This window comes from Dyella mobilis, assembly GCF_016904945.1.
Classification (GTDB): Bacteria; Pseudomonadota; Gammaproteobacteria; order Xanthomonadales; family Rhodanobacteraceae; genus Dyella_B; species Dyella_B mobilis.
This window is the reverse complement of the sequence record NZ_JADIKF010000038.1, coordinates 587740-600807: the sequence shown is the minus strand read 5'-3', so window position 1 is coordinate 600807 and position 13068 is coordinate 587740. Positions and strand designations below refer to the sequence as shown.

At 63.5% G+C, this 13068-nt stretch carries 9 protein-coding genes; 3 read left to right on the top strand and 6 right to left on the bottom strand.

The genetic code is table 11. The features are described 5' to 3' along the window. Positions 1-22: 22 nt before the first annotated feature. A complete protein-coding gene (locus ISS99_RS10285; protein WP_204631512.1) occupies positions 23-238 on the bottom strand; it encodes a DUF1656 domain-containing protein in 216 nt (71 codons plus the stop codon). Then, positions 231-2303 (bottom strand): FUSC family protein, encoded by a 2073-nt coding sequence (locus tag ISS99_RS10280; RefSeq protein WP_204631511.1) that lies wholly within the window; start codon positions 2301-2303, stop codon positions 231-233. The genes ISS99_RS10285 and ISS99_RS10280 overlap by 8 nt, the downstream gene beginning before the upstream one ends. A gap of 274 nt (positions 2304-2577) precedes the next feature. On the opposite strand from ISS99_RS10280, the gene ISS99_RS10275 reads away from it, so the two are divergent. Next, the gene (locus ISS99_RS10275; RefSeq protein ID WP_204631510.1) at positions 2578-3456 is read left to right on the top strand and encodes a LysR family transcriptional regulator; all 879 of its coding nucleotides are present in this window, start codon (positions 2578-2580) and stop codon (positions 3454-3456) included. Between the two features lie 6 nt (positions 3457-3462). On the opposite strand, the gene rtcA is transcribed toward ISS99_RS10275, so the two are convergent. From rtcA to ISS99_RS10260, 3 genes are all read right to left on the bottom strand, one after another. Then, positions 3463-4476: an RNA 3'-terminal phosphate cyclase gene (rtcA, locus tag ISS99_RS10270; protein WP_284343754.1), complete on the bottom strand. Its 1014-nt coding sequence runs from the start codon at positions 4474-4476 to the stop codon at positions 3463-3465. A gap of 53 nt (positions 4477-4529) precedes the next feature. After that, positions 4530-5747 (bottom strand): RtcB family protein, encoded by a 1218-nt coding sequence (locus ISS99_RS10265; protein ID WP_204631508.1) that lies wholly within the window; start codon positions 5745-5747, stop codon positions 4530-4532. A 493-nt stretch (positions 5748-6240) separates the two neighbouring features. Beyond that, positions 6241-7794 carry a vWA domain-containing protein gene (locus ISS99_RS10260; RefSeq protein ID WP_204631507.1) on the bottom strand — a complete coding sequence of 518 codons (1554 nt, stop codon included), beginning with the start codon at positions 7792-7794 and terminating at the stop codon, positions 6241-6243. Between the two features lie 171 nt (positions 7795-7965). Here ISS99_RS10260 and rtcR point away from each other — a divergent pair, with 171 nt between their 5' ends. After that, a complete protein-coding gene (rtcR, locus tag ISS99_RS10255; protein WP_204631506.1) occupies positions 7966-9561 on the top strand; it encodes an RNA repair transcriptional activator RtcR in 1596 nt (531 codons plus the stop codon). A 27-nt stretch (positions 9562-9588) separates the two neighbouring features. Here the strand turns inward: rtcR and ISS99_RS10250 are convergent, their stop codons facing one another. Next, on the bottom strand, positions 9589-10758 hold the full coding sequence (locus tag ISS99_RS10250) for a hypothetical protein (RefSeq protein WP_204631505.1): 1170 nt from the start codon (positions 10756-10758) through the stop codon (positions 9589-9591). Positions 10759-11131: 373 nt separating this feature from the next. Here ISS99_RS10250 and ISS99_RS10245 point away from each other — a divergent pair, with 373 nt between their 5' ends. Continuing rightward, positions 11132-12862, top strand: a complete 1731-nt coding sequence (locus tag ISS99_RS10245) for a S53 family peptidase (protein ID WP_204631504.1) — start codon at positions 11132-11134, stop codon at positions 12860-12862. Positions 12863-13068 lie beyond the last annotated feature (206 nt).

Here is a 13068-nt window from a genome sequence, read left to right as displayed (position 1 = left end):
GAGCCAAGCGTTGATCAAGGCATTATCCACGGTAAAAGAAAGTATCGGCGCCCACGGTCAGGCCCCACCACAACAGTGCGAACAGCGCCAGTTCCAGCACGCCCGGATGGCCGAACACGGCAGACCACGAAAAACGTTGCAGCAACCCGCGCAGCAGGTGCGCCGTGATCCCGGCCAGTACGGCCCAGACCAGCGCGGCAGGCAGATAGACGCCGAACACGTGCAGTTCTTCAAACATCGCTGACCATCCTCGGCGCCGGCGCGTGGGGAAACAGGTTGCAGCGCATGCCGACCAGGGCGAGCAGCGCGACGTGTGCAGGCTCCGGCAAGATGACGCGGCTTCCCGCGGCGATGGCTTTGTCGATGCTCGCCAGCAACGACGCCGGCGGCGGCAGCAGTTCGCCCTTTCGCGCACGCGCCTGGAACAACGTGGAGATGCCTTCCAGCACCTCGCGCACGGCCTCGTACATCGGTGCGGGCAACCTCAGCGCGGCGCGCCGGATGGCGATCACGTTGCGGCCAATGCGCAGGTCGGCCAGGCCGTCGGCCGCATGCAAGGTATCGCTGCCTTCGGCCACCGCCATGCGCGCAGCGATCTGCCCGAGGCGATCGACCGCCTTGCCGGTCCACTGCGCAGGCCGGAACGGACGTGCGAGCGAAGCCATCTGTCCGATTTCCGACCAATGGCCGCGCACCATGCGTCCCGCCGTCCAACGCACATTGACCGAACGGAACAGCTTGGCGATGACGATGGTCGCAATGATGCCGCCCACCTGCGCCATGCCGACATTGATGAAGGTGGCGAAGTCGGCAATGAAGCGATCGAGAAAACCCAACGCAACGATCAGGCAGGAAAACATCGGCAGCGCGCGCGCCGACCATGCCGGCATCGCCTGCACGTAACCGATGGCCAGCAACGCGGGGGCCAATGTCACCACCAGCATGCCGTAGCCGTCCACGCGCGGCAGCACCGCAAACAGATAGAACGCCGCCAGCGGAAAGGTCAACAAGGTCGCGCCCAGATAGCGGCCGAGCACCGGCGCCGGATCGTCCTGCGCGGCAAAAGAACAGGTGATCAATGCGGCAAACGCTGCCGTAGCCGAGCCGCTGGGCCAGGCGAGCAGGATCCACACCGTGCAATACAAGATGAGCGCCGCGGCGGTGGCCATGCCGGCCAGCATTGCCAGGCCGTGATCGCGCGCCAGCGGAAAGGATTTCTCGCGGCGGTTTTTGGCAACATCCACCTGCACCGGCGCGGAGGGTTTTTCCACCTGGTGCGCCAGCCGGCATCCTTCCACCTGCGCCTCGATGAATTCGGCCATGCGCGCGCACAAGCTGGCGCGCAACAAACCTTTCCACGTTGCCGGCTGCTCACTCTGCGCCGCGTGCCGGCGGCAACGCGCGGCCAGTTCGCCGCCACTGGCGCATTGCTCGGCGACCGGTTCGGCCAGCCACGCGCGGACATCGTCGACGAGCTGCGCCAAAGCCGGTTCCAGCGGTGCCAGCGCGCTGAGCATGTCCAGCCGGTTGGCCGCCGCCGATGCCAGCGGCAGGATCGTGGCCAGCTGCTTTTGCATACCCAGCACCACCAGGCGACCGACGCTGGCCGGGCGTTGGTCGAACGGCAGATGGATGGCCATCATGCCCAGCTCGGTGACATCTGCCGCCAGCATGCGGCGATGCTCGTACTCCAGCCGCGTGTGGCGACGGCCCAGCGCTTCGCGTGTCCAGCGCGCGGCGTGGACAAGAAAAGCGTGTGCGCGATCGCGGATCACCGGCGTGGCGCTCCACGGCTGCAGGATGCCGTGCACCACGCTCACGCTGACAATCGCCACGGCCATTTCCTCCACGCGTGAGATGGTGGTGGTGAAGATGTCGGCCGGGTCGTCCAGGTACGGGAAGCTGATCACCGCCGAGCTGAAGGCCGCCATCTGGAACAGGAACGCGCGCGGCGTGCGGTCCAGCACGGCCAGATAGATGCAGAAGCCGGTCCACGCCGCCAGGCACAGCACCAGCAGTTCCGGCGCATGCTGCAGGTTGGGCACCAGCAGGATGGTCATCGCCGCACCGGTAAGAATGCCGCCCAGGCGATACAGCACCTTGGGCCGGAACGCACCGGCCATCGGCTGTGCGGTGACATACACCGTCAGCAACGCCCACCAGGGGCGCGGCAGGCTGGCTTCGAAGGCAACGCCCAGGGTGATCGCCGCGGCAATGAAGCTGCTCAGCGAAAACAGGAGCTTCTGCGGGTCGAGCAGAAACAGGGACCACGGCGAGGGCGCCGTCCGGGCGGTAGCAGGCATGTGGGCGAAGGAACGAGGTGCGGGTAGGTGCCGGTACGGCCGGGGGCGGATGCCAGGGGGCCGCAGGAGCGCACGCATTTTGCCCGATAAGCCGCACCGGGCTCAGATCAAAATATTGCTGGATGCCAACAATAAAAGTGCGCTTAAAGCGGGATGCGAGCAGAATCCCGCTTCGATGCCGCGGTCATGACCTCACCCGCACAGGCGGAGGGCTCACGGCTCATCCAGAAAAATATTAGAATTATCAGGCCATTAAAAACCAAATCTTTGATAGATGGACATCAGCGCGGCGCGCACCTTCCTGGAAATCGTCAAGACCGGCAGCTTCGTCAGCGCTGCCGCCAACCTCAATTTGACCCAGACCGCGGTCAGCGCGCGCATCCGCGTGCTGGAGGAACAGCTGGACCGCCCGCTGTTCGTGCGCAACAAGGCCGGCGCACGGCTGACCGCCGCCGGCGAGCAGTTCCTGCGCTTTGCCACCACCATGGTGCTGGCGTGGGAGCGCGCGCGCAAAGCGGTGGCGTTGCCGCCGGGGCGCCAGATGGTCGTGACCATCGGCGCCGAGCTCAGCTTGTGGGATCCCTTTTTGCGCGAATGGATGGTGTGGATGCGCCACGCCTGTCCCGAGTACGCGGTGAACGCGCAGATCGACGATGCCGAACGCCTGGTCGATCGCGTGCAGGCCGGCTTGCTGGATGTGGCCATCGTCTACGCCGCGCCGCAACGCCCGGGTGTCGTCGCCGAACTCCTGTTCCAGGAGAAGCTGGTGATGGTGAGCACCACCTCGACCCAGCTGAAGCATCCGCTGCAACCGGAAGACCACGTGCGCATCGACTGGGGCGATGCGTTCGCCGTCAGCTATCAGGCCGCCTTTCCGGAGCAGCCCAACCCAGTGGTGTCGACCAGCTACGGACCGCTCGCACTCGATTACATCCTCGCCGTGGGCGGCAGCGGCTATTTCCGCAAAGGCTTCGTGCGCCGCCATCTGGAAGACGGCCGCCTCGCACTGGTGCCGGACAGCCCGGAGTTTTCCTATTCCGCCTACGCCGTCCATTCAGCCAAGGCAGACAAAGGCGTGATGGAGCGCATCCGCGAAGGCCTGCGCGCCGCCTCGCCCAAGGCGGTGGAGGAGCGCGTGGGCTCCTCCACCTGAAGCACTCTATTTCCGTATGACGCAGCGCCAGCGGTTTGCTCCCAGTTCCTCGTAGTCGATATCGACCGCCACGAATTTCTGGATGAGCGCCGCATTGCTGTAGGAATGATCGGAGGGTGCCATCGTGGTAAACGATCCGCCCCCGGCCAGCGCCATCGGCAACAGCAGCTGATCGGCCAAATGCACCCCCGTCGCCACATCCGCCTTGAGATAGGCCTGCGCTTCGTCGCACACGCGCTCGGCGACCTGCTCGGCACTCACACCACGTTCGCCGAATGCGGTGAATGTTTCGACCAGGTGTTCGCAAGCCACCCGCACGCTCAATGCGTTGCCCGGGCCGAGCGGCTGGCTGATGGCGCGCAATTCCAACGCGTCCGGCGGCAACTGCAGCCTGCGCGCAACGACATTCAACTCGCGCTGGGCAACACTGTCGTGAATGCCGGAAATCAGCGCGCGCGCCGATACCGCCTGCAATGCGCCACGTTCCTCCAGATGCAACGGCTGCAATGCGGATACGGGCACGACCTTTACCTGCAACACGCCGCCGCCGGCCGGATAGAAACCGTGACGCTCCAGGCGAATGTCCGTACTTGTGCCCATCTTCGCCAGCAGCGGTGCGAACGTATCGGTCAGGAAGTTCGCGGGCGGCGCCAGCGGGTTGTGCGTACCGCCTTCCAGGCGGATGGTTGACGGGCCATCCGCAAGGCACAGCGCAGGCAGGATCGTCTGCAGAACCAGGGTGGTCGAACCGGCCGTACCGATCGCAAACTGGAAATCTCCCGCACGCACACCACCCGGCGTAAAGACCAGTTGCCGCGAACCAGGCTCGGCTCCGGCGACACTCGCATGGCTCACCTGCCGCGCGGCGTCGACCGCCGTCAGGTGCTGTCGCATCAGCCCCGGACGACTGCGTCCGGCGCGAATGCCCGTCATGGTGAAGGGCTCCCCCGTCACCATGCTCAATGTCAAAGCGGTGCGCAGCAGCTGACCGCCGCCTTGCGCGCCATCGATCTCGATCACGTGTTTCCCCTTTCCTCTGTTCCAACGGGCATGCAGGCCATCGCCTGCATGCCTCATCCCTTTACGCAGACCACCTGGCGCAGCGTGTGAACGATCTCGACCAGATCCTGCTGAGCCGCCATCACCGCGTCAATCGACTTGTACGCCGCCGGCGATTCGTCGATAACCTCCGCGTCCTTGCGGCATTCCACGTGTGCGGTCGCCTGCTTGTGTTGGTCGAGGGTGATGCGCTTGCGCGCTTCCGTACGACTCATCACGCGCCCCGCACCGTGGCTGCAGCTGTGGAAGCTTTCCTCGTTGCCGAGGCCGCGCACGATAAAGCTCTTCGCTCCCATGCTGCCGGGAATGATGCCCAGCTCGCCGGCCTTCGCGCTTACCGCGCCCTTACGGGTTACCAGCACATTCTTGCCGTAGTGATGCTCGCGGCTCACGTAGTTGTGATGGCAGTTCACCGCTTCGGCCCAGGCCTCGAACGGCTTAGTGATCACGCGCCGCACGGCATCGACGACGTGCTGCATCATGATGGCGCGATTGGTGCGGGCAAACCGCTGCGCCCACTCCACCGCAAATACATAGTCGTCGAAGTGCTCGCTTCCTTCCGGCAGATACGCAAGGTCCTGATCCGGCAGATTGATCATCCAGCGGCGCATGTCCTGCTTGGCCAGCTCGATGAAGTGGTTGCCGATCGCATTGCCGACACCGCGCGAACCGGAGTGCAGCATGAACCACACGCGATCCTCTTCGTCCAGACAAACCTCCACGAAGTGATTGCCCGTACCAAGCGTTCCCAGGTGATGCAGGTTATTGGTACGCGCCAGCTTGGGATACTTCGCCGTGATGCGGCGAAAATCCTCTTCCAGCGCGGACCACCCATCGATCGCCGCACCAGGCGGCGTATCCCAGGCCCCCTTGTCGCGTTTGCCGACGGTGCGCCCATGCGGAACCGCGCGCTCGATCGCCGAGCGGATGCCAGCGAGGTTGTCCGGGAGGTCCGCGCCGGTCAGCGTGGTGCGCGTGGCGATCATGCCGCAGCCGATGTCCACACCCACGGCCGCCGGCACGATCGCGCCCACCGTCGGCACGACCGAACCCACCGTCGCACCCTTCCCCAAATGCACGTCGGGCATGACCGCCACCCAGCGATGGATGAACGGCAGCTTGGCGATATTGATCAGCTGTTCGCGCGCGGCGTCCTCGAGCGGCACGCCATGGGTCCACGCCTTGATCGGCACGGCGCCCGGCTCGTTGATCACCTGATAACTCTTGCTCACGGTCCTTCTCCTTGCCCTGAGACAGTGCCCGACCGCGGGGACCGTCCATTTCCATCATAAAAGTGCGGCGACTAGGTTTTAGTGAAACCCCTGCTCTACCACTGAGCTACGATGCGATAGCTATCGCATCGACGGGAGTCGAACCCGCGACACGGGACGTCTGAAGTCATGTAGTTCCACTGGCATTCGCCACGACGCAAAAAACTTTTCCAACCCACGATAGATGCAGCGACGAGAATGATGAAGCATCCTGCGCAACGACATTCGAGCGTGTCGTCTTGCAAGCGGGACTCGAACCCGTTCGCCCGAAGGCTTACCAAGTAACTCCATCTGCATTCGCTGCAAAACAAACCTGTGCCATTCCGGTAGCGGCAAGGCGACAACCTTGCGAGAGATGCCGGGTTCGAACCGGCGAGATCCAGGTAGTCCCTCGCGCATTCGCCTTACTCCGCTGGCCCAACCCCGGCAGGCACTCCTGCCGGGGAAGGACGTTTCAGAGCGCCATCGCCTCGATGCGCTCCACCCAGCTGCGGGTTTCCGTTCCTTCGGTTGCCACGCCAGCCAATAAATCGAACACCGCGTCGCTAAAGCCGCCGACGTGCAACACATCCTGCGTCTGCACGGTCTGGCTGGTTGCGTATGGCTGCAGGTCGATGCAGACCATGCGCGCCTGCGGACAACGCGACTTCAATACCGCCCACTGCCGCATGCTTTCGCTGCCACCGCTGGTACGCGTGTCCACCCAACTCTGGTTGTCCGACACCAGCACCAGCAGATCCACTTCGCTGCGCTGCCGGTTCAATTCGGTCAACGCTGCGCTTACCGCGGTACCGCCACCGAGCAGACCGGCCAGCTGCGCCGCCTGCGTCATCACGCTGTCACGCGGATTCACGCGGCAATCGCGCACGGCTTCGGCGAACGGAATGATCCGCGTCTGCGGATTGACCCGCTTCAGGCAGGCAGCCAACAGCGCCGCCACGTCGACACAGCGCACCGCCGAGGTGGCCCCGCGCCGGAATCCGGTCAGCGCAGAACCCATCGAACCGGACACGTCCACCGCCACCACCACGTTGCCGTCTACCTTGGGCACGTTGCGGGTAGCCACCTCCATGGCGTCCTGCAACGCTTCCGCGATAGCCGGCGGCATATCTCTGGAAACCGACCGGAAAGCCGCCATCAGCTGATACGGAAAGACACGCGCACGCCGGATCGCTTCCGCATCGCGCAGGCGTTCGACGATGCTCTGCGTAAGCGCTGCATCCTCGAACACGCCGTGGCGCCCGAACGCATTCAAATTCATGCGCGTGGTCTGCCACGAAGCACGCAAAGCGATAGCCTTCCAATGCGACGCCTGCAACGGCAGCGCGGTCAGGTACTGGAACGGCAGATCCGGCACCGCCTCGCCCGGCTGTTGCTTGAACGCTTCCAGCTCGCGCACCTTCGCCGGCAACTTCGCCGCGTCGCAAGGCCTGCCGATCAGCCACGCATACAACGCTGCGCGTTCTGCATCGGCGGGCTTGGGATGCACCATGCGAATCACATCGGCCAGGGACGGCTTTTCGCCGATCGCCGCACTCAACACCGCATCAACCGATGCGTTTTCCAGCCAGCGCTGAACCAGACGCTTGGGCCGCGTACCGAGCGATTTGCGTCCTGTCACGCCGCTACGCAGGATCTGCACGAAGTTGCGAAGCATGCGTCCGTTGTCGATGACCCGGTCGAACACCTTTTCCAGCAGCTCCCCGTCGCACCCGGCGAGGTATGCCAGCAAAAGAGCCGGCATGTCTTTCATGTAGGCCGTGCGGCGCGCATACAGCGCCGTGCGGGCCACGTAAGCGGGCGACACCCTCCGGCAAGCGGCGAGGACCTGCGACAACTGCGTTGCGGCATCGCTATAGAAGATGCCGTTGAAACATCCGGTTGCCGCGCACAACGCCAGCTCCGCCTCGGCGGAACGCTGGTAGGCCGCGCCGCCCGCTTCGTTGCGGACCTCTGCCGCCGGAACCATCCGGCCGCGCGAACTGGCGAAAAGTTGGGTGTTGACCATGGGGCATCTCCTTGCTTTGCCCTATCGATTGCAGTTGTCGTGCCAACACCGGAAGCACCAATTCAATTGGCTGATTTATATACAGTTATTTCCTTTACGAAGCTATTGCTTGATCGGCTAGCCTTCTATATTTCGATAGAAATGGATATCTATTTATCTTATTTTATCGTCATGAAACCCAAAGTCGTGATCGGATTCCTCGGCACCCAGCTGGATGCCGGCCACAGCGCCGGACGGTGGGAGAAATGGCGGCCCTCCGTCGCGCTGGGCATGCACGAGGACTTTCTGATAAGTCGCCTCGAACTGCTGGCGGACTGCCGGCGCTACGGCGACCTGGCCCGCCAGGTGCAAGCCGATATCGCGCAGGTGTCACCGGAAACTCAGGTGGAGTTGCGCGACACCTATATCGGAGACCCGTGGGATTTCGAATCGGTGTATTCGGTGCTGCATGAATTCAGCCGCAGCTATCCGTTCGATACCGAGGCCGAGGATTACTACATCCACATCACCACCGGTACGCACGTGACGCAGATCTGTCTGTTCCTGCTCACGGAAAGCCACTATTTCCCTGCCCGCCTGCTGCAGACCTCGCCGCCACGCAAACAGCGCGAAGGCGTCAGCGGCAGCTTCAATATCATCGACCTGGATCTATCCAAATACGACCGGATCGCCGAACGATTCGAGCGCGAGCAACAGGAAGACCGCGCTTACCTCAAAAGCGGCATTGCCACGCGCAACGCGGCATTCAACGGGATGATCGAGCAGATCGAAACGGTGGCCATCCGCTCGGCCGCACCCATGCTGCTGATGGGGCCTACCGGCGCAGGCAAAAGCCAGCTCGCCAGGCGAATCTTCGAATTGAAGAAATTGCGCCACCAGCTGCCCGGCAATTTTGTCGAGGTGAACTGCGCCACCTTGCGCGGCGACGGCGCCATGAGCGCACTGTTCGGGCACGTCAAAGGAGCCTACACGGGTGCGGCGAATGAACGCGCCGGCTTGCTGCGCTCGGCCAACAAAGGATTGCTGTTCCTCGATGAAATCGGCGAACTCGGTGCCGACGAGCAGGCGATGCTGCTGCGGGCACTGGAAGAAAGGCGGTTTCTTCCGGTGGGGAGCGACAAAGAAGTGCAGAGCGATTTCCAACTCATCGCCGGCACCAACCGCGATCTGGGGCGGCGCGTGGAAGACGGCGGATTTCGGGACGACCTCTATGCACGCCTCAATCTGTGGACCTTCGAGCTGCCGGGCCTGGCCGATCGCCACGAAGATATCGAACCCAACCTCGATTTCGAACTGGACAAATTTGCCAAGGCCAGTCAGCGCCGGGTGACATTCAATCGCGAGGCGCGCGATCGCTTTCTGGCCTTCGCGACTTCAGTGGAGGCGAGCTGGAAAGGCAACTTCCGCGACCTTGGCGCATCGGTGACCCGCATGGCCACCTTGTCCGCCTCCGGGCGCATCCGCGTGGAAACCGTCGAGGAGGAAATCCGGCGACTGCAACGCCTGTGGGGCGCCCCCGGAAAGCAGGAAGACGCGCCATTGCGGGAACTGCTGGGCGACCGGCTGCAGGAGATCGATCGCTTCGATCACGCCCAGTTGCGCGACGTGATCGCCATTTGCCGAAGGGCACGTTCGCTGTCGGAAGCCGGCCGCACCTTGTTCGCTGCATCTCGCCAACGCCGCGCGTCCACCAATGATGCGGACCGCCTGCGCAAATACCTGGCGCGCTTTGAACTTACCTGGGAACGGATCAAGCAGGCGGAATGAGCCAAGGCGCCTGCTGCAAGCTCCCCATCAGCTCTTTTTAGCCGCCTGCCACGGCGCGTATTCCCAGCAGCTCTGGTAATACTTGTTGAGGATGTTGTTCAAGCCGTCCAGTTGGAACTCGAAACCGTAGCGGAGGGTGCTGCTCTTGTCTCGTACCCATGCACCGATGGTGTGCGCGCTGGTCAGATAGCCGAGCTGGCTGGAGGGATAGGAGCGGGTGATCATCACGGACTGATCGTCGACCGTGGCGTTGTCAGGTTGCTGCGGCTGAATTTCGGCACGATTGATTTCGAAGAACGAACGCGCGCTGCGCGCCACGATCTTGCCCGCGTGATCGGCGCCCACCGTGTCGTAGGCGGTAAGCGTTACGCCCCCGTGCTTGCATTGCAGGGTCATGCGATGCGCACCGCCGCGCTTCACTTCGTTGAGTTCCAGGTAAGGCGCGCCGTCCTGCAGCTTGTAGGTGGCGATCAGCGGCAGGCGGCCGTTGTTGGCCAGGCGCGAGGCAATCATCTGGTCGGCATTGAGCCAGGTGATGCCGTTGCTGGATGCGGACGACGGCGCCGTCAGCGCGCCGGGGTCGATGTCCATCTCTTTGAGGTAATTCGCTAGCTCATCGCCGGCTTTCGGCACGGGATCGCTCGCGGTCGCGGGCGGATCGCCAGCGGGACGCGCGCTGAAACCGATGCGGTCGGCGCCCGTCGGTGCCCAGCGGTAAAGACCGCCCAGATACGCGTAAGTGCAGGCATCCGTGCACTGCGCGGGCTTGCCCACCGAGCCGGTGTGATGCGGCAGGCGCGCCGTGCCCAGGTGCGTCACCATCGAACCTTCCCGAAACAGGCGGCCCAGTGCGATGCCGGCGCCGGTGTCGGCACCCGACGCATTCAAATAGATGTCCGAACCGTTGGCGATCTTGCCGGTGCGCATCATCGATTCGAATCGCTGCGCGGCGTCGGCGTCGATCACGCCGGACAGATACACCTGCGGCGCCTTGGCGACCGTGAGGGTAAGGCGGTCGTTGTTGACCTGGATCGCGAACGAGCTGGTGTTCGAATCGCGGACCGCTTCCTTGTGCGTGGAAGCGGCGCGGGCAACGTGCATCGCGCCCAGGCAGGTAAGCAGCAAAACTCCACACAGGGCGCCACGACGGAAGGACTTGCGCCGGAGATCCGGCTGATCGGTGTAACGGTGTGGCACTACGGCTCCTGGGCCCGGGGCGGCTTGACGACTTGCGACCGCACAGTGTCGTCGCTGCCGGATGTCCTACAGGTGAATGTGAGGTAATCGGGCGTTCGGGACGGCACGAAAAACCCGCGCGCGCGTCGCAAGAAAATTCGCGCGAAGCCGTCCTGGCCAAGCGCATTGGCGACGTGCGTCGAAGAATGCGCAACGTGTCCTTTTTACCCCCCGTTAGTTGACGCACCTCTTCACTCGCCAAGCACAAACTTCATCCTACGCTCCCGCGGCCGTTGGATCAGCGCATCCCCGGCACCCCTGGGGAGGGGGCACTACTTTCGTTTCCTCGCAATCTCTTCTCCGTTTTCATTGACTACCTTGGGAGTAGCAACCGATGAATAGATCAGATTCGAAGGGACAGCTTCAGACAAAAGGAATTTCCAGCCTGGGCCGCAAGACTTGCGGCCTTTCATTTGCCATCGTGATGGCGTTCGGCATGGCCGGCGCGGCGAACGCGGCGCAGTTCATGACCCATCACGTGCGGGATGCGGTGAGTCAGGCGACGGCGAAGCAGGTCGGGAGCCTGCCTGCCAGCAAGTTGATGGCCATCGACGTGGTCTTGCCGGTGCGCGACCAGGCCAGCCTCGACCAGTTCGTGGCGAACGTCACCAATCCGATGAGCCTGCAGTATCGCCAATACGTGACGCCGCAGGAGTTCACGGCCCGCTTCGGCCCGACGCAGCAGGACTACGACACGGTAGTCCGCTATCTGAAGCAGTACGGCTTCACCGTTACCGGCGGCAGCCGCGACAGCATGGATGTGCACGTGGTGGGTCCGGTCTCCTCGGTGGAGGCGGCCTTCAACGTGAAGATGCACACCTATCAGCATCCCACCGAGAATCGCACGTTCTACGCGCCGGATCGCGAGCCGACCACGGGGCTGGCGATTTCGCTGTGGCACGTATCGGGACTGGACAATTTCTCGATCCCGCATCCGCAGTTCGTGAAGAAGAGCGACTACGCCGCCGCGCACGGCATCTCGCCGGAAGCGGTGGTCTCGCACGCCACGACCGGCTCGGGCCCGTCTGCCTCGTTCCTGGGCAGCGACATGCGCGCGGCGTATTACGGCAACGGTTCGCTGAACGGCTCGGGGCAAACGTTGGGCCTGTTCGAATATGAAGGTATCAACACTTCCGACATTTCGCTGTATTACACCAACGCCAAAGAAACCAATCCGAACAACCTCACCGTCGTCTCCACTGACGGCACGGCGACCAATTGCAGCGGCAGCTGCACCGACGGCGAGCAGGCTTTGGACGTGACCCAGGCGCAAGGCATGGCGCCGGGGCTGGCTCACGTGATCATGTATGTCGGCTCCACCGACACCGCGATCATCAGCGCGATGACCACGACAACCGATTCCAACGGCGTGCTGCCGCAGACCATCGGCTGCTCGTGGGGCTGGACGCCGGAGGACGCGACCACGCTCGATCCGTATTTCGAAAAGATGGCCGCGCAGGGCCAGAGCTTCTTCGTCGCTTCCGGCGACTCGGGCGAGTGGACCAAGACCGGCAATGCGGAATCGTGGCCGGCTGACGATGCCCACATCATCGGCGTGGGCGGCACCGACCTGACCACGGCCAGTGCCGGCGGCGCATGGAAATCGGAAACCGCGTGGAGCGATTCGTCGGGCGGCATCTCGCCGAACGACATCGCCATTCCCACCTGGCAGCAGATCTCCGGCGTGATCACCACCACCAACAAGGGTTCGAAGACGTATCGCAACGGTCCGGACGTAGCGGCCAATGCGAACTTCACCTTCTACACCTGCGCCATGGGCAGCTGCCAAGCCAACGAATACGGCGGCACCAGCTTCGCGGCACCGATGTGGGCAGCGTTTATCGCGCTGGCCAACCAGCAGGCCGCCAGCCTGGGCAAGTCGTATGTCGGCTTCTTCAACCCGACGATCTATGCCAACAACGCGCCGGGTGGCTCGACCTACACCAGCACGTTCCACGACATCACCAGCGGCAAGAACCTGAAGTATTCCACCGAGAAGGGTTACGACCTGGTCACCGGTTGGGGCAGCCCGCAGGCTGCGCTGATCAACAACCTGGTGCCGTAATCGCGGCCGAAGTCGTTAGCGTAAGAAAGCAGGCCCGGGCTCATGCCCGGGCCTGTTCGCTGCAAGCAGCCATTCGCTACCATGGCCCGACGTCTAACGAGCAGGCCACGGGGCGATGCCAACTTTCCTCGACGAACTTTTCGGGCACATCGTTCCTGCCAGGGGCTCGTTTCGTCCGCGCAGGCGACACTCGCTCTGCGCCGGCT